The 24997-nt window shown below is 61.8% G+C and carries 20 protein-coding genes; 12 read left to right on the forward strand and 8 right to left on the reverse strand.

The features are described from left to right. Positions 1-6: 6 nt before the first annotated feature. Complete coding sequence (locus tag PG897_RS00465; protein ID WP_201881860.1) at positions 7-834, reverse strand: bifunctional transcriptional activator/DNA repair enzyme AdaA; 828 nt, start codon at positions 832-834, stop codon at positions 7-9. A gap of 51 nt (positions 835-885) precedes the next feature. After that, on the reverse strand, positions 886-1650 hold the full coding sequence (locus PG897_RS00470) for an SDR family oxidoreductase (protein WP_042050539.1): 765 nt from the start codon (positions 1648-1650) through the stop codon (positions 886-888). Between the two features lie 323 nt (positions 1651-1973). Here PG897_RS00470 and PG897_RS00475 point away from each other — a divergent pair, with 323 nt between their 5' ends. Both PG897_RS00475 and PG897_RS00480 read left to right on the forward strand, forming a co-directional pair. Continuing rightward, positions 1974-3323: a leucine-rich repeat-containing protein kinase family protein gene (locus tag PG897_RS00475; RefSeq protein WP_201881858.1), complete on the forward strand. Its 1350-nt coding sequence runs from the start codon at positions 1974-1976 to the stop codon at positions 3321-3323. 216 nt (positions 3324-3539) lie between these two features. Further along, complete coding sequence (locus PG897_RS00480) at positions 3540-4193, forward strand: thiopurine S-methyltransferase (RefSeq protein WP_017779648.1); 654 nt, start codon at positions 3540-3542, stop codon at positions 4191-4193. 320 nt (positions 4194-4513) lie between these two features. Here PG897_RS00480 and PG897_RS00485 read toward each other — a convergent pair whose 3' ends face one another. Beyond that, the gene (locus PG897_RS00485) at positions 4514-7288 is read right to left on the reverse strand and encodes an insulinase family protein (protein ID WP_201881856.1); all 2775 of its coding nucleotides are present in this window, start codon (positions 7286-7288) and stop codon (positions 4514-4516) included. 162 nt (positions 7289-7450) lie between these two features. On the opposite strand from PG897_RS00485, the gene sixA reads away from it, so the two are divergent. From sixA to PG897_RS00500, 3 genes are all read left to right on the forward strand, one after another. Next, positions 7451-7918 (forward strand): phosphohistidine phosphatase SixA, encoded by a 468-nt coding sequence (sixA, locus tag PG897_RS00490; protein WP_017784731.1) that lies wholly within the window; start codon positions 7451-7453, stop codon positions 7916-7918. Between the two features lie 133 nt (positions 7919-8051). Next, positions 8052-8258, forward strand: coding sequence for a DUF1107 domain-containing protein (locus tag PG897_RS00495; protein ID WP_005301545.1), 207 nt, complete (start codon positions 8052-8054; stop codon positions 8256-8258). 201 nt (positions 8259-8459) lie between these two features. Next, positions 8460-9377, forward strand: coding sequence for a DMT family transporter (locus PG897_RS00500; RefSeq protein ID WP_017781390.1), 918 nt, complete (start codon positions 8460-8462; stop codon positions 9375-9377). A gap of 48 nt (positions 9378-9425) precedes the next feature. Here the strand turns inward: PG897_RS00500 and PG897_RS00505 are convergent, their stop codons facing one another. Then, a complete protein-coding gene (locus PG897_RS00505) occupies positions 9426-11042 on the reverse strand; it encodes a peptide ABC transporter substrate-binding protein (protein ID WP_043171653.1) in 1617 nt (538 codons plus the stop codon). 384 nt (positions 11043-11426) lie between these two features. Between PG897_RS00505 and fbp the strand changes: the two genes are divergently transcribed. Then, positions 11427-12461 carry a class 1 fructose-bisphosphatase gene (fbp, locus tag PG897_RS00510; protein ID WP_017781392.1) on the forward strand — a complete coding sequence of 345 codons (1035 nt, stop codon included), beginning with the start codon at positions 11427-11429 and terminating at the stop codon, positions 12459-12461. Between the two features lie 86 nt (positions 12462-12547). On the opposite strand, the gene mfd is transcribed toward fbp, so the two are convergent. Next, a complete protein-coding gene (gene mfd, locus PG897_RS00515) occupies positions 12548-16012 on the reverse strand; it encodes a transcription-repair coupling factor (protein ID WP_043171654.1) in 3465 nt (1154 codons plus the stop codon). Between the two features lie 9 nt (positions 16013-16021). Continuing rightward, complete coding sequence (locus tag PG897_RS00520) at positions 16022-16597, reverse strand: hypothetical protein (protein ID WP_010633791.1); 576 nt, start codon at positions 16595-16597, stop codon at positions 16022-16024. 76 nt (positions 16598-16673) lie between these two features. Here PG897_RS00520 and PG897_RS00525 point away from each other — a divergent pair, with 76 nt between their 5' ends. From PG897_RS00525 to lolE, 3 genes are read left to right on the forward strand one after another with little or no spacing between them, the layout of a single operon-like run. After that, entirely contained in the window at positions 16674-17909 is a 1236-nt protein-coding gene (locus tag PG897_RS00525) for a lipoprotein-releasing ABC transporter permease subunit (protein WP_005301533.1), read from the forward strand. 40 nt (positions 17910-17949) lie between these two features. Then, positions 17950-18648 (forward strand): lipoprotein-releasing ABC transporter ATP-binding protein LolD, encoded by a 699-nt coding sequence (lolD, locus tag PG897_RS00530; RefSeq protein WP_005301532.1) that lies wholly within the window; start codon positions 17950-17952, stop codon positions 18646-18648. Then, positions 18648-19889 (forward strand): lipoprotein-releasing ABC transporter permease subunit LolE, encoded by a 1242-nt coding sequence (lolE, locus tag PG897_RS00535; protein ID WP_043171656.1) that lies wholly within the window; start codon positions 18648-18650, stop codon positions 19887-19889. The genes lolD and lolE overlap by 1 nt, the downstream gene beginning before the upstream one ends. 86 nt (positions 19890-19975) lie before the next feature. Here lolE and yfbR read toward each other — a convergent pair whose 3' ends face one another. Both yfbR and PG897_RS00545 read right to left on the reverse strand, forming a co-directional pair. Then, a complete protein-coding gene (gene yfbR, locus PG897_RS00540) occupies positions 19976-20566 on the reverse strand; it encodes a 5'-deoxynucleotidase (RefSeq protein ID WP_010633794.1) in 591 nt (196 codons plus the stop codon). A gap of 72 nt (positions 20567-20638) precedes the next feature. After that, positions 20639-21073, reverse strand: a complete 435-nt coding sequence (locus PG897_RS00545) for a YccF domain-containing protein (RefSeq protein ID WP_005301529.1) — start codon at positions 21071-21073, stop codon at positions 20639-20641. Positions 21074-21501: 428 nt separating this feature from the next. Here PG897_RS00545 and tig point away from each other — a divergent pair, with 428 nt between their 5' ends. The 3 genes from tig to clpX all read left to right on the forward strand — a co-directional run bounded on the left by tig (position 21502) and on the right by clpX (position 24943). Continuing rightward, on the forward strand, positions 21502-22812 hold the full coding sequence (gene tig / locus PG897_RS00550) for a trigger factor (protein ID WP_017781395.1): 1311 nt from the start codon (positions 21502-21504) through the stop codon (positions 22810-22812). An 86-nt stretch (positions 22813-22898) separates the two neighbouring features. Continuing rightward, a complete protein-coding gene (gene clpP, locus PG897_RS00555) occupies positions 22899-23522 on the forward strand; it encodes an ATP-dependent Clp endopeptidase proteolytic subunit ClpP (protein ID WP_005301526.1) in 624 nt (207 codons plus the stop codon). A 146-nt stretch (positions 23523-23668) separates the two neighbouring features. Next, positions 23669-24943: an ATP-dependent protease ATP-binding subunit ClpX gene (gene clpX, locus PG897_RS00560; RefSeq protein ID WP_270828688.1), complete on the forward strand. Its 1275-nt coding sequence runs from the start codon at positions 23669-23671 to the stop codon at positions 24941-24943. Positions 24944-24997: the final 54 nt, after the last annotated feature.

Here is a 24997-nt window from a genome sequence, read left to right on the forward strand (position 1 = left end):
GGGAATCTACTCATATCTTGCCGCTTCCCAGGCGTGTATTGCCTGTTTGCGGGTCTCGCCCCAGTGATAGCCGCCGAGCTTGCCGTTTTGCTGAATGACCCGGTGGCAGGGGATCATCAAGGCGACGGGGTTGGTGCCCACCGCCAGCCCCACGGCGCGGGCGGCCTTGGGGTTGCCGACGGCGCTCGCCACCTGGGCGTAGCTCACCACCTTGGCGGGCGGGATCTGCAGCAGCGCCCGCCAGACACTGATCTGAAAGTTGGTGCCGCTCACGTGCAATGAGATGGGGCGATCCGGCGTCTTGCTGTCATCGAACATGGTGTGGATGACCCCCTGGGTGCGTGATGGCGCCTCCCTAAGTTCTGCTTCTGGCCAGCTCCGGGCGAGAGCGGCCAGCGGTGTCTTTGGCGCCTGCTCATCGAGAAACGAGAAGTTGCACACCCCCCGCGGGGTCAGGGCGACAAACGCCTGGCCGAAGGGGGTGTCGTGCACCCCGTGATCGATAACCAGCCCGGCCCCGCGCTGTTTGTACTCGCCCGGCGTCACCGCTTCGAGCTGCACGAAGTGATCGTAGAGCCGCGAGCCGCTGCTCAGGCCCAGGGTATCGGCCACTTCCAGCAGCGGGCGTGACTCCTGCAGCAGCGTCTTGGCACGCTCCAGGGTCAGCACCTGCAGATAGCGTTTGGGCGTCACCCCGGCCCAGCGGCTGAACAGCCGCTGGAAGTGAAAGGGGCTCAAGTGAACGTGCGCCGCTATCTCGTCCAGAGTGGGCTGGCGCGCCACCTGGCTTGCGATAAAACGGATGGCATCGGCGATGCGGGCGTAATCAGACATAAGGCGCTCTCACGATAAGTTGGCAGCCGCAGGGTCTTGGGTGCGACAAGGTCATGTGCGACAAATAGATACCCCACCATCGGCCAGCAGGGCAATGCCGGTGGTAAAGCTGGATGCATCGGACGCCAGATAAAGGGCCGAGCGGGCGATCTCCTCCGGTTGGGCCAGCCGTTTGAGGGCATGCATATTCTGCACAAAGGCGAGGCTCTCCGGCGTATCGGTAAAGGCCCGTCCCATGGGGGTGTCGGTGCCCCCCGGCAGCAGGGCGTTGACCCGCACCCCTTGTGCCCCATATTCGGCGGCCAGCACCTGGGTCAGGCCAATGAGGCCGGCCTTGCTCGCGGCATAGGCCGCCATGCCGGGCAGCCCCAGGGTATGGCCGACGAAGGTGGAGGTAAAGATAAGCGAGCCGCCACCGCGTGCCTGCATGGCGGGGATCTGGTACTTGGCTCCCATAAAGGCGCTGGTGAGGTTGGTATCTAGGGTCTCCTGCCACTGCGCCAGTCCAAGCGCCGGCACGCTGCCCGGCGTCCCCGTGGTGCCGGCGTTGTTGAAGGCGATATCGAGTCCGCCGAAACGGGTCAGCGCGAGATCCACCAGGGCGCGGGCGTAAGATTCGCTTTTCACATCCCCCGCCAGGCTCACCGCCTGTCCCCCCTCATGGCGGATCTCCTCCACCAGCAGATCCAGCTCGGGCTGGCGGCGGGCGCCGACGACCACGCTGGCCCCTTCCCGGGCAAACAGGATGGCGCTGGCGCGGCCGATGCCGGAGCTGGCGCCGGTGATGATGGCGACCTTGTTGGACAGTAATGACATGGCAGTTCCCTCGCAGGTGTGTTGTGCGGGCGCACAGGATTGGTAATGGATTCGACCCTCAATAGGCTCGACCCCACTCTGGTTCGGCTCCACTATGGCAACCAGCCCTCGCTGACACGACCCGGATCTTGCTCTCTTTGCCCCCTATCACGGCACCGTGCGCCGGTGCAGACCCTTGCGGCAACAAAACAGGGGATCTTCTGCCGTCATTCTCTATAATGCCCCCTCTTTTTTGACTGCCGGTTTGACTGCCGGTTTGACTGCCGGGCCAACCACCGGCAGCGACGTTGGCCGCGAGTCGGCCACCCGATAGAGACGATGTCATGCATACCCTGGAACAGCTGCGCGCAGGTGAACTCTGCGGCGCCCGCCACCTCAAACTCGCCGAAAACCTGACGGAGTTCCCGCCCGAGATCTTCAGTCTCAAAGAGACGCTGGAGGTGCTGGACCTCACCGGCAACCAGTTGAGTCGGCTGCCTGACGAGCTGGCCGGGTTCAGCAAGCTGCGCATCATTTTCTGCTCCGAGAACCGCTTTACCGAGCTGCCCGAGGTGCTGGGGCGCTGCCCGGCGCTCACCATGGTAGGCTTCAAGGCCAACAGGATTGCCACTGTGCCCGCCGCGTCGCTGCCGGCGGGGCTGCGCTGGCTGATCCTGACCGACAACGCCATCGAGCAGTTGCCCGATGAGCTGGGTCTGTGCGGCGCCCTGCAAAAGCTGATGCTCTCGGGGAATCGCCTGCGCGAGCTGCCGGTAACCCTTGCCAACTGCCAGCGTCTGGAGCTGGTGCGCATCGCCGCCAACCGGCTCGAGGCGCTCCCGGATTGGCTGGTGAGCCTGCCACGCCTCGCCTGGCTGGCGTATGCGGGCAATCCCTTCAGCGACAGGCAGGAGCAGCGGCTGGGCCAGTGCGCCTCGGTGGACGATATCCCGTGGGCTGCGCTGACGGTGGGCGAGCTGTTGGGGCAGGGGGCTTCCGGCGTCATCCATCGCGCCGAGCTGGCCACGCCGGCGGGGTCGCGGGCGGTGGCGGTCAAGTGCTTCAAGGGGGCCGTGACCAGCGATGGGTTGCCCCGCTGCGAGCTGGCGGTGTCGCTGGCGGCTGGTCGTCATCCCTATCTGGTCGGGGTCGAGGGGCGGGTGGGCGATCACCCCTCCGGCATCCCGGCGCTGGTGATGGCGCTGATAGACCCTGTTTTTATCAACCTGGCGGGGCCGCCGAGCCTGGACTCCTGCACTCGCGATATCTATCAAGCCGATACCCGCTTTACCCCGGCTGCACTGCTGGCCATGGTGCAGGGGGTGGCGAGCGCCGCGCTGCATCTGCACAGGCGCGGCATCCTGCACGGCGATCTCTACGCCCACAACATGCTGCACTCCTCACAAGGTGAGGGGCGGCTGCTGCTCGGGGATTTCGGCGCCGCCTCCTGTTATGAGCGAACCAACGGCGAGCTGGCCGGCTTGCTGGAGCGACTGGAAGTGAGAGCCTTCGGCTGCCTGCTGGAAGAGCTGCTGGCCCGCTGCGTCCCCCGTGATGACCGGCTGGACGCCCTGCATGCGCTGGTGGATGACTCTCTTGCCGAGGTGGTGGCGGCGCGCCCAGATTTTACCGAGATTACAGCCAGGCTTGCTGCGGTGGCGCCGGTCATCTGCGCCGAGCCAGTCTTGCTCTGATCCGACTCGCCTTGCCGTCGCGGTAGCAAGCGGGCGCAAAGCTGGCGAGCAAGAGCCGGAGTGGATGACAAAAAGATGTCAAAAGGGGGCCTTCGGGCCCTTTTTTGTTTTGCTGTGCTTTTTTGGGCAAAAGTTGCGGCTGCCGCCTTGTTGGTGCTTGCGCGCAGCGAACTAAGTTGTGATATTGAGACATCTTTACATGACAGGGGTGACAGGATGGAAGCGGCTTTTTGGCATCAGCGTTGGGAAGAGAACCGGATCGGCTTTCATCAGGCGGATTTCAATCGCTGGCTGCAATCCTGGTGGTCGGCCCAGCAGCAGGGCGAGCCCGTGCTGGTGCCCCTGTGCGGCAAGTCCCGCGACATGCTCTGGTTGAGCGGGCAGGGCCATCCGGTCGACGGGTTCGAGCTCTCGTCCGTCGCCATCAACAGCTTTTTCAGCGAGAACAAACTGAGTGAAACGGTGAGTGCCGAGGGGCCCTATCAGTGCCATCAGCACGACAGCCTGCGCATTTATGAGGGGGATTTTTTCGCCGCCCCCGAACTTGGCCGCCGTTATCGGCTGGCTTACGACAGGGCGGCCCTCATCGCGCTGCCGACCGCCATGCGCCGTCAATATGCCGAGCTGATGAGCCGGCTTATCGAGGCGGGCGGTCAGATCCTGCTGGTGACTCTGGAGTATCAGCCGGAGCAGCAGCGCCAGCCGCCGTTCTCGGTGGGGGAGATGGAGGTGCGCACCCTGTTCGAGCGCCACTTCCAGGTGGAGGTGCTGGGGCGAGCGGCGGAGCTCGATCACCCCAGGGTGCTGTCGGGCCAGCTCTCCTACTTCGACGAGGTGGCCTACCGGCTGGTGCGCCGTCCACAGGCCTGACCAAAAGCCTGACCAAAAGCGTGACCCGAGGCGATAAAACTCGCCATAAAGCTGCAGCTGGTTGACTCTTTATTACCTCCTTTGACATAGATCAACGTGACAAGGGAGGGGAGTGCCTAAGATGAGCCTGTTTCTCAATCACTGTTGTCATCGGCAGGCGCGCTCTGGTTTGGGACTGCCCGCCGACCATCAACTCAGTGTCTGATTTTCACGCTCATGTTCACTTTTGGCGGCTCTGGTCGCAATTGATTATGGTTTTTCCAGCCGACCCCACGGGGTCGGCTTTTTATTGGCTGCCAGCAGGGGAACAGGAGGCCTGATCAGGCCTCGAAGGTGGCGGCATCGAGCCGAAACGCACGCGGGTCGTCGATAAACTGGCCGGTGATGCGCTCGTCGTGCTCGTGGCCCTGACCATAGCTGCAGAGGATCAGCCGATCCGACGTTCTCGATCTCAGCTGGGTGATAAAGCGCACCAGATCGGCGCGGCTCAGGTTGCCCACCTCCTCGCACACCCTTTCGCGCTGATCAAAGCCCAGATCCTTGTTGCCGATGCTGACCCACAGCCGCTGTCCCCGACTGCGCAGGTTGGCATCCCGCTCGCTCAGCTGGGCCTGCAGGCCTGCCTTGCTGTCCTGCCACTGCCGGGCGGTGAGTTCGAGCATGGCCAGCGGAAACAGATCGATGAACTCCTCTACGGCATCCAGCAGGATCTGCGGCCCGGCCACCGGCGACTGGATATAGAAGATGAGGCCGGGATGGCGGTTGAGGGGCAGGTTGCCGGCCCCCACCACGTAGCCGAGCTGCTGACGGGTGCGCAGCTCGTGAAAGAAGGTGGAGGACATGATGTGGTTGGCCAGGGTGAAGCAGGCCAGATCCCGTGCCCGGGTGGTGCGCGACTGGTAGTAGACCAGCAGGGCCGAGTCTTCATGCTCACAGCCCTGTTCACGAATGAGGGTGCCCCTGTCCTGAATGGAAATGAGCGGGCGACGGGTCTCGGCACTGGGCTGGCTGTTGACGCCGAGGTGGCGCTCCAGCAGGGCGGCAAGCTCGAGGGCCTCGGCGGCGGTCCAGTCGCCGTGCACTAGTGTCTCTACGTGCACCTCGGCAAAGAGGCTAGCCACGAAGGCGGGCATTTCGCCCAGCTCGACGCTGCGCAGGTGGCGCAGCAACTGCTCGAACGGCGGGTTGTTGGGCTGCAGCAGGCTGGTGAGCTGGTTGAACAGCTGGGAGATGGGGCGCGCCTTGGACTGATTGTCCCAGTTGCGGATGAGCTGCTCCTTGATTTCGGCAAAACGGGCCGGATCCGGATAACCCAGGGTGCGGTTGCCGAGGATCATGTCGAGCAGCAGCGGCTGCTTGTCGGCAAAGCCGCTCAGGTTGATGGTAAAGCCGCCCTGGTGGGCATAGATCTGATAGCCGAGCCCCGCCAGCTCCGCCGGGTAGGTGAGGGCGTTGAGGTGGTCGGTGAGCAGCTCCACCGCGAGGCGTGCCATGGCGATGTGGCGCGGGCTCTTGACCGCGTGCTCGCTGTCGATGGAGATGTAGAGGTTGCCCTTGGGCACGCTGAACTGGTGCTCGTGCAGGTGCCAGAGCCGAAAGCCGGGCCGATCGATGAGGCAGGCGGGCATGTCGGCGGCAAGCTCGGGCGTGCGCACGTCTAGCCGGTTGCTGATGAAGGGGTTGGGCAGCGGCAGGGCCAGTGCCGGATCCGGCTCGCTCTGCTGCCAGCGGATCTTCTCCGCCTCGGTGATGATGGAGACGCTGTAAGGGGTCTGATACCAGCGGGCCAGCCGATCCGTGCCGAGCTCCGGCGCCGTGATGGTCATGCGCAGGTTATGGGGGGTGAGCTTGGCGAGCAGGCGGCGAATGAGCGGCTCGTCGTATGCGCGCATCATGTAGTCGCCGTAGAGCAGGTCGTCGGGAGCGTAGCTGAACAGGTTCAACACCAGCCCGGAGACGGTGTCGAGTGCCCGGCCCCGCTCCTGGAAGCGGAAGGCTGATTCGAGCACGGTGCGCTTCTCGTCATAGCGCCAGGCTTCCACTCCGCCGCGCTCGATGAGCTTCAAGTAACCGAACAGGGCCGTCACTATCTCGTTGACGTGTTCGAGCCCGAGCGGGGTTAGCCCGAAGTTGACGCCAAAATCCTTGAAGTTGGCGCCGCTGATGCCACCGCCGGCGGAGAGCTGGTTGACCCAACCCTTCGCTTTCAGCAGAGAGAGCAGGCTGCCGTCTCCTTCGTAGCCGATGAGGTGGCTCAGGAAGGTGAGGGGCTTCTTGTCGTAATACTCATCTACGTTGGGCAGCGGGAAGGTGAGCGCGAGCTTGCGGGTCTCCTTGACCGGGTTGATCTGGATGCGAATGCCCAGGTCATCGAGCCGGTAGAGGGGCATGTCTAGGGTCGGCGTTCCCAGATTGCGATTCAAAATGGGAGCGAAAAAGCGATCGCACCAACCGAGCTGGGTCTCGATGGCGGCAGGAGAGATCATCACCAGCGCCATGCGATCCGCGCTGTAGTGGGTTTCGTAAAACCGGATAAGGTCGGAGCGCAGATCCCGGCCGGGCAGATCGGCCAGGGTATCCAGGTTGCCCACCGAGAATTTGGCGAAGGGGTGAGCCGGGTTGACCGTCTCCTTGTGCACCTGGTAGCTGCGGCGCACGTCGTCCTGCAGCTTGAGGCGGTATTCGGAGTCGACCGCGTTGCGCTCCTTGTCCACCCACTCGGGATCGAAGGTGGGGCAAATGAAGAACTGGGAGAAGCGATCCAGCCCGGCCTCGAAGAAGCCGTTGTCAATTTCGAAGAAGAAGTTGGTGAACTCGGTGCCGGTCCAGGCGTTGTTGCTGCCGCCATGACGGCTCATAAATTGCTGGTATTCACCAGGTTTGGGATAGGTGCAGGTGCCAAGGAACAGCATATGCTCAAGGAAGTGAGCCATCCCCTGCCGGTCCGCCGGATCGTCGAAGTGGCCGGTGTTGACGGCCAGGGAGGCGGCGGACTTGTCGGTGTCGGGATCGCAGATCAACAAGACCCTGAGCCGGTTCGCCAGCTCCAGATAGTGGTATTGCCGATGGTCGTTGGGACTGGCATATGGGCTCATTGGCGCGTGACTCTTGTTGGATTTATTTGAATTTAAACATGATTATCGACCCCGCTACCCGGTGAGGCAAACCCTTTTCTGAGAGGTAGCGCAATTGTTTCCCCCGGCATGGCGGGGTAAGATCCCCCCGCTATCAAAACAGGCCCGTTGGGCGAGGTTGTAATGAAAATCTACATCATGCGTCATGGCCAGGCTGGCATGAATGCGAAAACAGATGAACAGCGTCCACTGACCGAGCAGGGAATCGAAGAGTCCATCCACATGGCCCGCTGGCTGGCCCCCCAGCTTGGCGGCAAGCTGGATCGGGTGATCCACAGCAACTACCTGCGCGCCAGACAAACCTGGCAGAGCATATGCAGTGAATTACCCAAGGCGGGGGCCGTCGAAGAGAGCGGTGACATCACCCCTTATGGCGATCCGGCCTTCGTGGCGAGCTACCTCACCACGCTGGCGGCCAAACACGACAGCATCCTGATGGTGAGCCACCTGCCGCTGGTGGGATACCTGGTGCAGAGCCTCTGTCCGGCGGCCGGTGCCCCCATGTTTGCCACCTCGGGCCTGGCCTGTATCGAGTGGCAGGATGGCAAGGGGGTCTTGCTCTGGTTGGAAGGACCACATACAATACGCTAAAAGTTAATAAAAAGTTATAGATTGGTTTTTTGGGGAAGAGAGTTGCGATTTTTCCGGATTTTTATACAGATTTGACGGAATTATTTCGCAGAAGCTGCTGTCATACGGATACAACTGCAAGAGGTTGCAAACGATGAGAGTATTCAAGAAGTACCTGCCACTGATGGTGGCAAAACATGTCAAAACCTTCTTCAAGGGGCGGATTTACATCCACGGCAGAGGACGCTTCGACTTCCAGTCCGGCTTGCTGATGATGCCCACGTCGGCGGACATTCCCCACCGCCAGACCGTGGTCGAGGTCAACGCGTTGATCTCGAGACTGCACATGGATGCGGCGTGATTGCTTCGTCACCTCGCTGATCCGTATCATGCCCGCCACCGTGCGGGCATGATTGTTTTTGGGGCCATTCCGGCCTCTTTGGCGCTGTTCGGTTCCCCTTTTTGTCAGGCAATCCACCCTAGACGGTGTGGCGCTTGCTAATCCTGCCGGCCTCCCTATACTCCCGCCTGAAATACCCGCTGGCTTTTTCTGGATATAGCGATGCCCCTTGCCTTCTTGTTTCCCTTCTCCTGCATGGCCATCTGGGCCGGCAACGCCATCGTCAGCAAATTGGCGGTGGGGGTGCTCTCGCCAGCGGCGCTGGCCTGGTCACGCTGGATGGTGGCTGCCATCGTGCTGACCCCGTTTCTGGCCCATCGGGCCTGGCGCGAGCGGGCCAAACTGCGGGCCGGCTTCTATCAGCTGGCGGCGCTGGCCCTGCTCGGCATGGTGCTCAACCAGACCTTTGGCTACTACGCGGCGCAGACCCTGGGGGCGACCGAGATCGGCCTGATGATGGGGCTGACGCCGTTGATGACTGTGCTGCTCAGCATCTGGTTGCTGCGCGAACGTCCCACCTGGGGTGCGCTGTTAGGCGGCGTCATCTCCATTCTGGGATTGGCCATTTTGCTGGGGCAGGGGGATCCCGCCCGCCTCTTTACCCAGGGCATCCACATCGGCTCCGTCTACATGCTGCTGTCGGCGGGCACCTATGCGCTTTACAGCGTGCTGCTCAAGAAGTGGGATCTGGGGCTCGACAACTGGTCCATGCTCTACGGCCAGGTGCTCTGCAGTCTGCTGTTCCTCACCCCGTTTTATCTGCTGGTGGATGGACACTGGCCGGACGGGCGGGCGCTCTGGCTGATCCTCTATGCGGGGATCCCGACCTCAGCCCTGTCCCCCTGGCTCTGGATGCAGGGCATTGCTCTGCTCGGGGCAAGCCGCACCGCCATCTTCATGAACCTGTTGCCGGTGATGACAGCGGGCCTGGCCATCAGCTGGCTCGGCGAGAGATTGACCAGCTACCACCTGATCGGCGGTGGCATGACCCTGTTTGGGGTCTTGCTGGCCCAGCTGCTGGTACAACCTGTGGTGCTGCGCCGGCGCAGGGTGGCACTGGCCGCCTGCCAGGAGGATTGAAAAAAAGACCGCCGAATGGCGGTCTTTTTTTATGCGGGATAGCTAGCCTCACTGCGCGGTGAGGTAGAGGTCCTTCGAGTAGACCAGATCCTGCGGATTCTGGTAGGGGTAGCCCTTGATGTTGGGCTTGAGCAGGCGGGACTTGACGTAGAAGTAGACCGGGGCGATGGGGGCGTCGGCCTCGATCACCGCTTCCGCCTGTTGATAGAGGCGGTTGCGCTCGGCGCCATCCTGCGAGTCGTGGGCCTTGCTCAGCAGGGCGTCGTACTCCTTGTTGAACCACTTGCCGCTGTTGGCGCTGCTGCTGGAGGTCAGGATATCGAGGAAGGTGGAGGCGTCGTTGTAGTCCCCGTTCCAGGAGTAGCGACTGACCCCGAAATCCCCTTCGTTGAGGGCCGAGACCATGGTTTTCCACTCCATGTTGTTGAGCTTGGCCTGGACACCCAGGTTGTGCTTCCACATGGAGGAGATGGCCAGCGCTATCTTCTTGTGCCCCTCGTTGGTGTTGTAGAGGATGTCCACCGTCAGCGGCTTGTCCGGGCCGTAGCCCGCCTCGCCGAGCAGCGCCTTGGCCTGCTTGATCCGCTCCTCCTTGCTCATCAGCTCGCTGGCCGGTCGCTTGAGCTCGAAGCCGTCGACGATGGGCGGGGTCAGGCTGAAGGCGGAGATCTGACCCTGTCCCAGGATCTTCTCGGTGATGGTGTCCCGGTCGATGGCAAGCGACAGCGCCTTGCGCACCTTGGGGTCATCGAACGGTTTGCGCTGGGTGTTGAACACGTAGTAGTAGGTGGCCAGGGTCGGCACGCTCACCAGCTCCTGCGGGCTCTGTTGCTTGAGCTGCTTGTACTGCTCAAGCGGGTAGCTGGTGTAGTGCAGCTCGCCGGCGCGGTAGCGGTTGTAGGCGGCGGTATCTGAGACGATCTCCAGATAGAGCACCTTGTTCAGCACCGTATTCTTGTTGTCCCAGTAATGGGGGTTGCGCTCGGCGATGAGGCGTTCGTTGGGGGTCCACTCCTTGAGCACGAAGGCACCGTTGGAGACGATGTTGCCCGGCTTGACCCACTCATGACCGAACTTCTCGATGGTCGCTTTGGGCGCCGGGAAGGTGGTGTAGTGGGAGAGGGTCTTCAGGAAGAAGGGGACCGGGTTTTTCAGGGTGATCTGCAGGGTATGGGCATCGAGCGCCTTGATACCCAGCGTATCCGGGCTCTGCTTGCCCTGGATGACCTCGGCGGCATTGGTGACGCCGGTCAGCTCGATGAACCAGGCGTAGTTGGAGGCGTTCTTGGGATCCGCCGCCCGCTGCCAGCCATAGACGTAATCGGCTGCCGTCACCGGCTCGCCGTTGGACCACTTGGCATCGGGTCTGAGCTTGAAGGTGTAGACGGTGCCGGTGGGATCGAGCTGGTAACCCAGGGCGCCGGCAGGTTGCAGCTTGCCGTCCCCGTCCAGGGTGTAGAGCCCCTCGAACAGATCGTTGACGATTTCGCTGCCCGCGCTCTCCTCCACCATCTGGGGATCGATGGAGGCGGGTTCGGTACCTATGTTGCGGATGAAGGTTTGCTGTTCTGCGGGTAACAGCTTGGTACCGGCCGGTACCTGGGCCGCCAGGACGGGGAGTGCGAACAGTGCGGCCACCGTGCCGGCAATGAGAGTCCTTTTCATTGAATATCCTTATGTTTTTTTGCTTCCAAAGCCTGGCCAGTGTGCGGGATTGATGGCGAGATCTCAAGAGGCAGACCGGTCTCCTTTGGCATGCGCCCCAGATAGGGGGCAGAGCGGGGATCTTGGCGCCTTCATGGCAACATCTTCGTGATTTTTTGCCACGAATTAACATTCTAAAAGTTACCGATTGAAACCAGTTTATGGCGAGTTCCGGGCAGAAAAAATGGCGGGAATGTGCATTTATCAAGCGGCTTAATTCGCTGCAAAAACAAAAAACAGACGTTACATTAGGTTACAAAACAACGCTGCCGAGGATCGGCACTTTTTTTGCTGATGCTTGCAAACGTTTTCAATGCCAACGGAAACGATCTTAAAGGAACCATAATGCGAAACATGATCACCATGGGCGAGTTCATCGTCAAAAAGCAGGCGGATTATCCCACTGCGACCGGCGAGCTGACCTCTCTGCTCAGCTCCATTCGCCTGGCTGCCAAGGTGGTGAACCGGGAGATCAACAAGGCGGGGCTGGCGGACATCATCGGCTCCATGGGTGCTGAAAACGTGCAGGGCGAGGTGCAGCAGAAGCTGGACGTCTACGCCAACGAGCGCTTCAAGGCGGCGCTGGAAGCCCGTGGCGAAGTGTGCGGCATGGCCTCCGAAGAGGAGGAGGATTTCGTCTCCTTCGATTCCGAGCTCTCCCGTCACTCCAAGTACGTGGTGCTGATAGATCCCCTCGACGGCTCCTCCAACATCGACGTCAACGTCTCCGTCGGGACCATCTTCTCTATCTATCGCCGGGTCAGCAAGCCGGGTGCCGGCGTCACCCTGGAAGACTTCCTGCAGCCGGGCAACCGCCAGGTTGCCGCCGGTTACGTGGTCTATGGCTCCTCCACCATGCTGGTCTACACCACCGGCTTTGGCGTCAACGGCTTTACCTACGACCCCTCCATCGGCTGCTTCTGCCTCTCCCACGAGAACATCCGCATTCCGGAGGAGGGCAAGATCTACTCCATCAACGAGGGCAACTACATCAAGTTCCCGGACGGGGTGAAGAAGTACCTCAAATATTGCCAGGAGCGGGACGAGGCGACCCACCGCCCTTATACCTCTCGCTATATCGGTTCTCTGGTCTCCGATTTTCACCGCAACCTGCTCAAGGGTGGCATCTACATCTATCCGTCCGGCACCAACTCGCCGAACGGCAAGCTGCGTCTGCTCTATGAGTGCAACCCCATGGCGTTCCTGGTGGAGCAGGCGGGTGGCAGAGCCTCCGACGGCTTCAACCGCATCATGGATATCCAGCCCACCGCGCTGCACCAGCGCACCCCCTATTTCGTGGGCTCCACCAAGATGGTGGAACGGGCCGAGGCCTTCATGCGGGAGTTCTCCGCCCACGAGAACCCGGCCGAGCAGGCTTGACCGCTTGTGTCACGGGATAAAAAACGGGAGCCAATATGGCTCCCGTTTTATTTGGGTGAGTGGCTAGCCGCTCAAGGAATGCCACCTCAGGGGCTGGCGTGGCTGGCGAGATCCGCCAGCAGACCATCCACCAGTTTGAGGCGCATGGCCCGCTCCTGAGTCGGCACCTGGAAGCGCAGCCGGGTCGGTCCGTCCATCTTGTAGATGCGCGGTTGCTCGGAGAGCAGCTTGACCAGATAGGCCGGGTTGACGCGGGTCTCCTGGGTGAAGTCCAGGTAACCGCCGCGCTCACTCATCTCCACCCGGCGAATGCCAAGGGCAGTTGCGCGCTGGCGGAAGGCGGCCAGCTCCATCAGGGTTTTGGTCGCCTCCGGCAAGAGGCCGAAGCGGTCGATCAGCTCCACTTTGAGTTCGCGCAGCTCCTGCTCGTCCGCCGCACTGGCGATCCGCTTGTACATGGAGAGCCGCATATTGACGTCCGGGATGTAGTCGTCCGGGAGCAAGGCCGGCAGGCGCAGCTCCACCTCGGTGTGTTGACTCATGAGCTGTTCGAGGGACGGCTCCTTGCCATGTTTGAGCGCCTCCACCGCCTGCTCCAGCATCTCCATGTAGAGGGTGAAGCCGACCGATTCGATCTGGCCGCTTTGATCGTCGCCCAGCAGCTCGCCTGCGCCGCGGATCTCCAGATCGTGGGTGGCGAGCGCAAAGCCGGCGCCGAGATCTTCGAGCGACGCAATGGCCTCCAGCCGCTTGGCCGCATCCTTGGTCATCAGCTTGGGATGAGGGGTGAGCAGGTAGGCATAGGCCTGGTGGTGGGAGCGGCCGACCCGGCCCCGCAGCTGGTGCAGCTGGGCCAGGCCCAGATGATCCGCCCGGTCCATGATGATGGTGTTGGCGCTTGGCACGTCGATGCCGGTCTCGATGATGGTGGTGCAGACCAGCAGGTTGAAGCGCTGGTGGTAGAAGTCAGACATCACCCGCTCGAGCTCCCGCTCGCGCATCTGGCCGTGGGCGATGCCGATGCGCGCCTCCGGCACCAGCTCGGCAAGATCCGCCGCACACTTCTCGATGCTCTCCACGTCGTTGTGCAGGTAGTAGACCTGACCGCCACGCTTCAGTTCCCGCAGCACCGCCTCGCGCACCACCGCCGGCTCGTGCTGGCGCACGAAGGTCTTGATAGCCAGGCGCTTGGCGGGCGGGGTGGCGATGATGGAGAGATCCCGCATGCCCGACATCGCCATGTTGAGGGTACGCGGAATGGGGGTCGCCGTGAGGGTGAGGATATCCACGTCGGCGCGCAGCGCCTTGATCTTCTCCTTCTGGCGCACCCCGAAGCGATGCTCCTCGTCGACGATGAGCAGGCCCAGATCCTTGAAGGTGAGCTCGGCGCCCAGCAGCTTGTGGGTGCCGATGATGATGTCCACCTTGCCCTCGGCCATCTCCTTCATCACCGCGCTCTGCTCCTTGGCGGAGCGGAAGCGGCTCAGCACCTCGACCCGCACCGGCCAGTTGGCGAAGCGGTCGCGGAAGTTGTCATAGTGTTGTTGGGCCAAGAGGGTGGTGGGCACCAGCACGGCCACCTGCTTGCCGCCATGCACGGCCACAAACGCCGCCCGCATCGCCACCTCGGTCTTGCCAAAGCCCACGTCGCCGCACACCAGCCGGTCCATGCTCTTGGCCTGACACATGTCGCCGAGCACAGCATTGATGGCGTTGAGCTGATCGTCGGTCTCCTCGAACGGGAAGCCAGCGGCAAACTGGCGATAGGCCTCGCGGTCGTGCTTGAAGGCAAAGCCGGCGCGGGCCGCGCGGTGGGCGTAGACATCGAGCAGCTCGGCCGCCACGTCGCGCACCTTCTCGGCCGCCTTGCGCCGCGCCTTGACCCAGGCCTCGCCGCCGAGCTTGTGGCTGGGCGGATTGTCGGATCCTGTATAGCGGCTGATGAGGTGCAGGCTGGTGACCGGCACGAACAGCTTGTCGCCACCGGCGTATTCGAGGGTCAGAAACTCGGTGGGCAGGCCGCCGGCGTCTATGGTCTCCAGCCCCAGATAGCGGCCGACCCCGTGATCCAGATGCACCACCGGCTGACCCTGGGTCAGCTCGCCAAGGTTTCGGATCACCGCATCGGAGCTTAAATTCTTGCTCTTCTCCCGTTGCCGTTTGCTGCGGATCTTGCCGCCCAGCAGTTCGGTTTCGGTGATGAGCGCCAGCTCCTCTTGCCCCGGCTCTCGCAGCAAGAAACCGCGTTCGAGCGGTGCCACCAGCAGGCCGTGGCGGGCCTTGCTGGTGATGAAGGCATCGAGCGAGGTGAACTCCTTGGGTTGCAGCGCGATGCGCGCCAGCAGATCCCCCAGCACCTCGCGCCGACCTTCGGACTCCACCGCAAACAGGGTGCGGCCGGCAAAATCTTGCAGGAACTGGCTGAGGGCCAGCAGCGGCTGCTCCTTGCTGTGATCGAGCTGAAGATCCGGTAGCGCCGAGAGGGGCAGGTCGTGCTGGCCTGCATCACCGGCGGTGGGGGCCTCCTGCAGCCGTACGGCCGCGTACTGGCCGAGCGCCGCAAACAGCTGCTCCACCGGCAGGTAGATCTGCTGGGGCGGCAGCAGGGGACGGGTATTGTCCCAGCGCCTGTCTTCGTAGCGCTGGCCGATGTCGTTCCAGAAGCGCTGGGCGGCGGGGTAGATCTCCCCCACGGTCAGCAGCAGGGTGTTGTCCGGCAGGTGATCAAACAGGCTGGCGGTCTGCTGGAAGAAGAGCGGCAGATAGTACTCGATGCCCGCCGGCCAGCGCCCCTTGCTCACCTCCTGATAGATGGAGCCCTCGGCGCGGGAGATCTCGAACTGTTCGCGATACTGGCCGCGAAACAGCTCGATGGCGGCTTCATCGGTGGGAAACTCCCGGGCCGGCAACAGGCTGACGCTCTTGACCGGCTCGCTGGAGCGTTGGGTCTCGGGGTCGAACGGGCGGATGGAGTCCACCTCGTCGTCGAAAAAATCGATGCGATAGGGGCTGCTGCTGCCCATGGGGAAGAGATCGAGCAGGGAGCCGCGGGCGGCAAATTCGCCGTGCTCCAGCACCTGCTCCACCGCCACGTAACCAGCCTCGGCCAGGCGTGCGCGCAGTTGCTGCAGGTTGAGGCGCTGGCCGCTCTTTACCATCAGGCTGTATTTGTCGAGATAGACCCGGGGCGCCGTGCGCAACATCAGGGTGGAGATGGGCACGATCAACACGCCGCTGCTCATCTGCGGCAGCTTGTAGAGGGTCTCGAGCCGCTGGGAGATGATGTCCTGATGGGGGGAGAAGGTGTCGTAGGGCAGGGTCTCCCAATCCGGGAACAGCAGTACCGGGCAGCCCTTGTCGGCCAAGAGGTACTGCAGTTCCTGTTCGAGGCGCAGGGCACTCGGGGTATCGGCGGTCACCAGCAGGACGGGGCGATGAGCCTCCTCGGTGAGGCGGGCGGCCATCAGCGAGAGGCTGCTGCCTGTCAGCTGGCCGAGCGTTAACTTTTGGCCCGCCTTGGCGGGCAAGGCGGGGAGCTTCATTGGCATCATTCGATTCTTTTAACGTTGACGGTCTTGCGCACGAAGTTTGAGTTGTTTGGACTGGATATGCAGGCTGGCGCGTACCAGCAGTTCGCGGTCATCCTCGCGGATCCGCACATAGTCGAGCACCACCTGGGTGCCGTGCTCGCTCGGTTCCAGCTGCTTGACCTGGCCGTAGCAGTAAATGGCGGAGGCCTCTTCGCGCAGAAATATCTTGAGCCGCACTATCTGGTGCAGGTGCGGTGCCTCGCCGTGGCCCTGGCGCGGGTGCAGATAGGTGAGCTGGCCGGCGCCAAAGCGCAGGGTGTGGAAGCGGTGCTCCGGGTGATCCTGCACCGACAGCACATAGCCCATGATCATGTCGATCTTGCGCGACTGCTGGTTGATGATCTCCACCAGATCGTGCATCGACTCACTCTGGTTGCGGAGCAGGCGACTGGTCACCATGTCGATGGAGGTGATGGAGGAGGCGATGCGAAAGGGTTCGGGCAGCTCGGCTTCCAGAGCCTCCAGCGAGGGCAGGTGAAAATCGCCGGGCATGGGGATCACATTGACCGGCGTGGCATGGGTGACACTGAAGAACTGTTCCTGCATGGAGGCTATCCCTTGTTGTCATAGACGGTTTCCCTTTATTATCCGGTATCTTATTTTGTTGGCAACGTAGATATCCTTGAAGACTGGACTTTTTCAGCCACTGTCGCTGGCCATCGGCCTGCGTTACGCAGGCTCGCGACGCAGCAATCGCTTCGTGTCATTTATCTCCCTGTTTTCCACTTTCGGCATTGCCATCGGGGTCGCGGCCCTGATGGTGGTCATCTCGGTGATGAACGGTTTTGAAGGGCAGCTCAAGGGGCGCATCCTCGGGGTGATCCCCCATGTGGTGGTGACCAGCCCGGCGGGGCGCATCGACGCCGCGCCGCAGGGGCTGCCGGACTTGGCCAGGTTGCCCCACGTGATCGCCCATGCTCCCATGCTCGACAGCGAAGGCATGTTGCAAAGCCCCGGTCAGCTCACCGGCGTGAGCGTGCAGGGCATCGATCCCGCCCAGTGGCCCAAGGATGACATCCTGCACGCCCAGATGCAGATGGGGCGTCTGGACAGCCTGCAAGCTGGCGAATACCACATAGTGCTGGGGCAGGGGGTGGCCAATCGTCTCAAGGTCTCCATGGGCGACCAGGTCCGTCTGATCCTGACCGAAGGCACCCGTTTCACCCCGTTTGGCCGGGTGCCGGCCCAGCGCCTCTTCACCGTCTCCGGCATCTTCGGGGTCGGCGCCGACGTGGACAGCCAGGTTGCCCTGATTGCGCTGGGAGATGCCCAGCGTCTGCTGCGCCTGCCTGCGGACAAGGTAGGCGGCATTCGCCTTTGGCTGGATGATCCCTTCGCCGCCGACGAGGTGGTGAAGACGGCGCTGCCGGACGGGTTGGAGTGGCAGGACTGGCGCCGCGAGCGCGGCGAGCTGTTCCAGGCGGTGGCCATGGAGAAGCGGATGATGGGGCTGATGCTGGTGCTGATCATCGCGGTCGCTACCTTCAACATCCTCTCCGCCCTGGTGATGGTGGTGACCGACAAGGAAGGGGAGGTCGCCATCCTGCGAACCATGGGCATGAGCGAGTCTGGCATCGTCAAGATCTTCATGGTGCTGGGAGCCTCCAGCGGCGTCATCGGCGCCCTGTTCGGGGGGCTGGCGGGGCTGGCACTCTCCATGGGGCTCAACCCTCTGCTCAATGCGGTGGGGCTCAACCTCTATATGACGGCCGGCGGCTCGGGCCTGCCGGTCATCGTCGAACCCGCCCAGGTCGTGACCATTTTGCTGGGCGCCGTGCTGCTCAGCTTCAGTGCCACCCTCTACCCGGCAGCCCGTGCGGCCCGGGTCAAACCGGCGGAGGCGCTGCGCTATGAATAATTCATCTTCTGTTGTTACTGGTGCAAGTGGAGCCCCCTTTATGAATCAATCCGTCTCCTGCGAGCCGCTGCTGCGCTGTCAGGCCCTCAACCATGTCTACAAAGAGGGCGATCTGGAGACCCAGGTACTCAAGGGCATCGATCTTAGCGTGGCGCCCGGTGAGATGCTGGCGGTGGTGGGTAGCTCGGGCTCCGGCAAGACCACCCTGCTGCACCTGATGGGGGCGCTCGACAACCCCTCCAGCGGCGCCGTGCTGTTCAAGGGGCAGGACATCCACCGCTGGGACAGCCGCACCCAGGCGAAGTTTCGTAACCAGGAGCTGGGGTTTGTCTACCAGTTCCACCACCTGCTCTCCGAATTCAGTGCGCTGGAAAATGCTGCCATGCCGCTGCTGATCGCCGGCGAGTCGGTGGCGAGCGCCACCGAGAAGGCGAGCAAGATGCTGGGGCGGGTAGGTCTCTCCCATCGTCTCAACCACAGACCGTCCGAGCTCTCCGGTGGTGAGCGCCAGCGGGTGGCCATCGCCCGCGCCCTGGTCAACGAACCCAGCCTGGTGCTGGCGGACGAGCCCACCGGCAACCTGGATCACGCCAGCGCCACCGCCGTCTATGAGCTGCTCTGCGAGCTCAACCGCGAGCTCGGCACCGCGTTCGTGGTGGTGACCCACGACTTGAGCCTGGCGGCCAAGCTCCATCGCCGGGTGACCTTGGTGAGCGGCGTGATGGCGGAGGTCGCCTGATGTTCAAACCGCTGCCCCTGTTTCTGGGCCTGCGTTACAGCCGCTCCCGCCGTCGCAACGGCTTCATCGCCTTTATCTCCGCCTCCTCCCTCATCGGCATCGCCCTCGGGGTGATGGCGCTGATCCTGGGACTCTCCGCCATGAACGGCTTTGAGCGGGAGCTCAAAAACCGGGTGCTCTCCGTGGTGCCCCACGGCGAGCTGATGGGGATGGAGGCGCCGCTCCCCAACTGGCCCAAACTGCGGGATTACCTGCTGGCCCAGCCCGGAGTGGAGGCTGCCGCCCCTGTGATCCGGCTCGACGGCTTGCTGGAGCACGGCAGCGCCCTCAAGGGGTTGCAAGTGCGCGCCGTGCTGCCGGAGCTCGAGGCTAATCTCTCCGATGCGGGCAACTACATGACGGGGCGCGGCCTGCGCGAACTGCAAGCCGGCGAGCACGGCCTTATTCTCGGCAAGACCATCGCCGACAAGCTGGGGGTCAAGATAGGGGATACCGTCACCCTGCTGCTGCCTCAGGGGGGCGATGCCACCGGCATCAAGAACCCGAAGCGCGAGTCTCTTACCGTGGTGGGGCTGCTCGAGATCGGTGGTCAGCTCGATGGGGTGCTCGGCTTCATGCATCTGGCGGATGCCCAGGCCATCACCGGCATGGGTAGCGCGGTAGAGGGTTTCAGCCTCAAGGTGAACGACGTGCTCAAGGCGCAGTCCATCACGGTGGCGGCCGCCCAGAAGTTTCCGCACTACGTCTACATCAGCAGCTGGATGAGCCGCCAGGGCTATCTCTATCAGGACATCCAGATGGTGCGCACCGTGATGTACGTGGTGATGCTGATGGTGGTGGCGGTGGCCTGCTTCAACATCGTCTCCACCCTGGTGATGGCGGTGAACGAGAAGCGCAGCGAGATCGCCATCTTGAAGACCATGGGGGCGAGCCCGGGCCAGATCCGGCTCACCTTCGTCATTCAGGGGATGGTGAACGGGGTGGCAGGGGCTCTGCTCGGCGCCCTGCTGGGCGGCCTGCTCTCCAGCAAGCTGACCCAGATCCTGAGCGCCATTGAAGGGGTGATCGGCCACCGTTTCCTCAATCCGGACATCTACTTCATCGACTTTCTGCCGACCGAGCTGCACATGCAGGACTTGCTCATCGTGACCGGCGCCGCCATCCTGATGAGCCTGGTGGCGACCCTTTACCCCGCCTGGCGGGCGAGCGGGCTGGTGCCGTCGCGCGAGCTGGGGCACTGATACGCGGCATCTTGTCTGCTGAGAAAAACGAAAGACCCGCCGGCGCAAACCGGCGGGTCTTTCTGTTTTGAGGGGAGCTGGCTGGTTTAATGGGCGTTGAGTTCATCGAGTGGCAGGGAGAAGCTCGCCACGAAGATGTCGATGAAGTAGCGCATCTCGTCGCTCATCCGGGCGGCCAGCATCTGCTCGAGGCGCTTGCGCGCCGGCTCGAACTCCCGGTTGCCGGCGTTGATCTCCTCCAGGCACTTGGTATAGGCGCAGAGAGTGTCGGCATCCTTCACCAACCTGGCCAGCTCGCCGTCCTGGGCACCCGAGTCCAGCAGCGGGCGAAAATCCTCCACCAGCTCAGGCGGCAACATGCCGAGCAGGCGCTGCTCGGCCGCCAACTCAATCTTCTTGTATTCGCGGGCAATCTCGGGATTGAAGTACTTGACCGGGGTGGGCAGATCGCCGGTCAGCACCTCGCTGCTGTCGTGATAAAGGGCCATCACGGCGGCGCGATCGGCATCCACACTGCCGCCAAAGAGCCGGTTTTTGATGAGGCCGAGGGCGTGGGCCACCATGGCCACCTGCAGGCTGTGCTCGGCGATGTTCTCGGGCTGGATGTTGCGCATCAGCGGCCAGCGGTAGATGAGTTTCATGCGGGCGAGATTGGCGAAGAAGTGGCTGGGCAGCATGGGGTACCTCAAGATGGCAATGAAAAAGGGCAGACCCTAGTCTGCCCTTTTTTGCGGTCGGCGGCATCGCCCTTAACGAATATAGCGACCGGATTCGGCTTCCTGATTGGTGACGATCATCTGGCCGATGGGGGCCAGGCTGATGAGCGCCAGCTTGAGGTGCTGAATGCCGAACGGGATGCCGATGATGGTGACGAAGCAGGCCAGCGCCGAGGCGATGTGGCCGATGGCCAGCCAGATCCCGATCAGCACGAACCAGATGATGTTGCCAATCAGCCCCATGGTGCCGGTGCCCATGTCGCTCAGCCCCGTCATGGTCTTGCGGTTGACTGCCTGCTTGCCAAACGGGAAGAAGGTGAAGGTGCCGATGACGAAGCAGGCGCGTCCCCAGGGGATGCCGATGAGGGAGATGAAACAGAGCAGTCCGGCCAGCCACCAGGCCAGCCCCATGAAGACGCCTCCCAGTACGAACCAGAGCAGATTGAACAAGAAGCGGAAAAAGGCCATGTCGGTGACTCCAGACTTATCAAGATGGCTGCCACCATAACGAGCGATGGTTATGGACGCAATGGTTGAAGGGGCGGGGCGGACAATTTGGGTCGCAGCCTGCACGCCGTGGCCGGTCTGCCGGCTGATGAGCTGAAAAAGTAGGCTCTTGCACGAAAAAAGGTGAGCAAGTGCAAATTCTTGCAGTCTGCATCCTTGAAGTCGGGCTCGGTTTTCCCCATATAAGGGGCAGTTTTGCGCGAATTGTGCCATTGCCAGCCCGGTTTGGGGACGTGTGGCTCGACTCGATCAAAGTGCGCCGCTATAATGTCGCGTCATATTTTCTCATCACAAAGACAGTCGTTGTCTTTATAAACAGGAAGACTCCGGGCTTTGCCCAGGGGCAATAAAGGGTCAGCACGCAGTGCTGAGTTGAACGAGGTAGAAGAATGCAAGTTTCTGTAGAGACAACCCAGGGTCTGGAACGCCGTCTTACCATCACCGTACCGGCCGCTACCGTTGACGCCGCCGTGCGCAAAGAATTGAACGGCCTGGCCAAAACCCGTCGCATCGACGGTTTCCGTCCTGGCAAGGCTCCGGTTGCCATCATCAAGAAAATGTTCGGCGCCATGGCTCATGCTCGCGTTGCTGACGAAATGATGCAGAGCAACTTCATCAAGGCCATCATCGACAACAAGCTGAGCCCGGCCGGTGCCCCGACCATGGATCCGAAAGAGATCAAAGAGGGTCAGGATTTCGAATTCACCGCCACTTTCGAAGTGTACCCGGAGTTCGAAGTTGCCGGTCTGGAGACCATCAAGGTCGAGAAGCCGGTTGCTACCGTGAAGGATGAAGATCTGGCCAACATGATCGACACCCTGCGCAAGCAGCACGCTACCTGGAGTGAAGTGGACGCCGCCGCTGCCGATGGCATGCGTGTGACCATGGACTTCGTCGGTTCCATCGACGGTGAAGAGTTCGACGGCGGCAAGGCCGAAGGCTTCAACCTGGTGCTGGGCGCCGGCCGCATGATCCCTGGCTTCGAAGACGCCATCCTGGGCAAGAAAGCAGGCGACGAGTTCACCATCGACGTAACCTTCCCGGCTGACTACCACGCTGAAAACCTGAAAGGTAAAGCTGCCAAGTTCGCTTCCAAGCTGAACAAGGTGGAAGAGCAGATCCTGCCTGAGCTGACCGAAGAGTTCGTCAAGCGTTTCGGCATCGAGAGCGGCAGCGTTGAAGAGCTGAAAGCCGAAGTGCGCAAGAACATGGAGCGCGAACTGGCTCAAGCCCTGAAAAACAGCGTGAAAGAGCAGGTGCTGAACGGCCTGGTTGAAGCCAACCAGATCGATCTGCCGAAGGCTGCCGTTGCTCAGGAAATCGATGCCCTGCGTCAGCAGGCACTGCAGCGTTTCGGCGGCTTCCAGGGCGGCAACGCACCTGAACTGCCGGCCGAGCTGTTCCAGGCCCAGGCCGAGCGTCGCGTACGCGTAGGTCTGCTGCTGGGCGACGTGATCCGTACCAACGAGATCAAGGCTGACGACGCCCGCGTCAACAGCATCATCGAATCCATGGCCACTGCCTACGAAGATCCGAAGGAAGTGATCGAGTACTACCAGAAGAACGAGCAGATGCTGAACGGCGTTCGCAACCTGGCGGTAGAAGATCAAGCCATCGACCTGATCCTCTCCAAGGCCCAGGTGACCGAGAAAGAAGTTGCATTTGACGAAGTGATCAACAAGTCCGGTGCCGCTGCCTAAGAACATTTGACTTAAGGTCAAGACTGTTAAGTATAATGGCTCGTGTGATCTCCACTCGGGCCATTTTATTTTAGGGACAATGCCTTATGTACAAGAACTATAACGATGTGACTGAATCCCCACGCAATGCGCTCATCCCGATGGTGGTAGAGCAAACCGCGAAAGGGGAGCGTTCCTACGACATCTATTCTCGTCTGCTGAAGGAGCGGGTGATCTTCCTGACCGGTCAGGTTGAAGATCACATGGCGAATCTGGTGGTGGCTCAGCTGCTGTTCCTGGAGTCCGAAAATCCGGATCAGGACATCAGCATCTACATCAACTCTCCGGGTGGGGCCGTCACGGCCGGTATGTCCATTTATGACACCATGCAGTTCATCAAGCCGGACGTCAGCACTGTGTGCATGGGGCAGGCCTGTTCCATGGGCGCCTTCCTGCTGGCCGGTGGTGCCAAGGGCAAGCGTTTCTGCCTGCCCAATGCCCGCGTGATGATCCACCAGCCGCTGGGCGGTTTCCAGGGCCAGGCATCTGATATCCAGATCCACGCCCAGGAGATCCTGAAGATCAAGAATACCCTGAACGAGCGTCTTGCCTTCCATACCGGACAGGACATGGCCACCATCGAGCGTGACACCGACCGTGACAACTTCATGTCCGCCGAGCAGGCCGTGGCCTATGGTCTGGTTGATGGTGTCCTGAGCCGCCGCGGCTGAGCCACGAGCTAGCCCGTACCATCATTGAGGACATCATCTGATTTGGTGATGCCCTCAATCGGCAGATCAGGCATGGGCAGGGTGTTCCGGACTGTTGTAAACTCAACAGGACAATCCATCCTCTATTGATAAAACGAGGTTGCTGAATGACAGAAAAACGCAAGGGTGAGGGTGATAAGCTGCTCTACTGCTCTTTTTGCGGCAAAAGCCAGCATGAAGTGCGCAAGCTGATCGCTGGCCCTTCCGTCTACATATGTGATGAGTGCGTCGAGCTGTGCAACGACATCATCCGCGAGGAGATCCGTGAGGTCTCGCCCAAGCGCGATGGTAGCGAGCTGCCGACCCCTCATGAAATCCGCGCTCATCTGGATGACTATGTGATCGGGCAGGAGTACGCCAAGAAGGTGTTGGCGGTAGCCGTCTACAACCACTACAAGCGGCTGCGCAGCGGCAGCGAGTCTGGTGGTGTGGAGCTGGGCAAATCCAACATCCTGCTGATCGGTCCGACCGGCAGCGGCAAGACCCTGCTGGCCGAAACCCTGGCCCGTCTGCTGGACGTGCCGTTCACCATGGCCGACGCCACCACATTGACCGAAGCCGGTTACGTGGGTGAGGACGTGGAGAACATCATCCAGAAGTTGCTGCAAAAGTGCGACTACGACGTGGAGAAGGCCCAGCGCGGCATCGTCTACATCGACGAGATCGACAAGATCTCCCGCAAGTCGGACAACCCCTCCATCACCCGCGACGTCTCCGGGGAAGGGGTGCAGCAGGCCCTGCTCAAGCTGATCGAAGGGACCATCGCTTCCGTGCCGCCGCAAGGTGGTCGCAAGCACCCGCAGCAGGAGTTCTTGCAGGTTGATACCTCCAAGATCCTGTTCATCTGTGGTGGCGCCTTTGCCGGTCTGGACAAGGTGATCGAGCAGCGCTCCGTTAAGGGCACCGGCATCGGTTTTGGTGCCGAGGTCAAGTCCAAGAGCGCCAAGGCGACCTTGAGCGAGAGCTTTGCCAAGGTGGAGCCGGAAGATCTGATCAAATACGGTCTGATCCCCGAGTTCATCGGTCGTCTGCCGGTGGTCGCGACCCTGACCGAGCTGGACGAGGCTGCCCTCATCCAGATCCTGAAAGAGCCGAAGAACGCGCTGACCAAGCAGTATGCCGCGCTGTTCGATCTGGAAGGGGTGGAGCTGGAGTTCCGTGACGACGCCTTGAACGCCATTGCCCGCAAGGCTATGGAGCGCAAAACCGGCGCTCGCGGTCTACGTTCCATCGTGGAAGCCGTGCTGCTGGATACCATGTATGACCTGCCGTCGCTGGACGGTGTCAGCAAGGTGGTGATCGACGAGACCGTGATCAAGGGGGACTCCGCGCCCTTGATGATCTACGAAAATCCCGAGACCCAGGCCGCAGCATCAGAGTAAATGTCTGATTTTTAATCAAATGAAAGGGGCTTTTTGCCCCTTTCATGCTTTTTG

It is taken from the genome of Aeromonas sp. QDB20, from assembly GCF_027707805.1.
Lineage (GTDB): Bacteria > Pseudomonadota > Gammaproteobacteria > Enterobacterales > Aeromonadaceae > Aeromonas > Aeromonas dhakensis.

Bases quoted from the DNA above. Each gene is read 5' to 3' on its own strand.
- PG897_RS00520 (WP_010633791.1), bottom strand. From the start codon at position 16,597: ATGCAGGAACAGTTCTTCAGTGTCACCCATGCCACGCCGGTCAATGTG.
- PG897_RS00480 (WP_017779648.1), top strand. From the start codon at position 3,540: ATGGAAGCGGCTTTTTGGCATCAGCGTTGGGAAGAGAACCGGATCGGC.
- PG897_RS00505 (WP_043171653.1), bottom strand. From the start codon at position 11,042: ATGAAAAGGACTCTCATTGCCGGCACGGTGGCCGCACTGTTCGCACTC.
- sixA (WP_017784731.1), top strand. From the start codon at position 7,451: ATGAAAATCTACATCATGCGTCATGGCCAGGCTGGCATGAATGCGAAA.
- yfbR (WP_010633794.1), bottom strand. From the start codon at position 20,566: ATGCTGCCCAGCCACTTCTTCGCCAATCTCGCCCGCATGAAACTCATC.
- fbp (WP_017781392.1), top strand. From the start codon at position 11,427: ATGCGAAACATGATCACCATGGGCGAGTTCATCGTCAAAAAGCAGGCG.
- mfd (WP_043171654.1), bottom strand. From the start codon at position 16,012: ATGATGCCAATGAAGCTCCCCGCCTTGCCCGCCAAGGCGGGCCAAAAG.
- PG897_RS00495 (WP_005301545.1), top strand. From the start codon at position 8,052: ATGAGAGTATTCAAGAAGTACCTGCCACTGATGGTGGCAAAACATGTC.
- tig (WP_017781395.1), top strand. From the start codon at position 21,502: ATGCAAGTTTCTGTAGAGACAACCCAGGGTCTGGAACGCCGTCTTACC.
- lolD (WP_005301532.1), top strand. From the start codon at position 17,950: ATGAATCAATCCGTCTCCTGCGAGCCGCTGCTGCGCTGTCAGGCCCTC.
- PG897_RS00465 (WP_201881860.1), bottom strand. From the start codon at position 834: ATGTCTGATTACGCCCGCATCGCCGATGCCATCCGTTTTATCGCAAGC.
- clpP (WP_005301526.1), top strand. From the start codon at position 22,899: ATGTACAAGAACTATAACGATGTGACTGAATCCCCACGCAATGCGCTC.
- lolE (WP_043171656.1), top strand. From the start codon at position 18,648: ATGTTCAAACCGCTGCCCCTGTTTCTGGGCCTGCGTTACAGCCGCTCC.
- PG897_RS00475 (WP_201881858.1), top strand. From the start codon at position 1,974: ATGCATACCCTGGAACAGCTGCGCGCAGGTGAACTCTGCGGCGCCCGC.
- PG897_RS00500 (WP_017781390.1), top strand. From the start codon at position 8,460: ATGCCCCTTGCCTTCTTGTTTCCCTTCTCCTGCATGGCCATCTGGGCC.
- PG897_RS00485 (WP_201881856.1), bottom strand. From the start codon at position 7,288: ATGAGCCCATATGCCAGTCCCAACGACCATCGGCAATACCACTATCTG.
- PG897_RS00470 (WP_042050539.1), bottom strand. From the start codon at position 1,650: ATGTCATTACTGTCCAACAAGGTCGCCATCATCACCGGCGCCAGCTCC.
- clpX (WP_270828688.1), top strand. From the start codon at position 23,669: ATGACAGAAAAACGCAAGGGTGAGGGTGATAAGCTGCTCTACTGCTCT.
- PG897_RS00545 (WP_005301529.1), bottom strand. From the start codon at position 21,073: ATGGCCTTTTTCCGCTTCTTGTTCAATCTGCTCTGGTTCGTACTGGGA.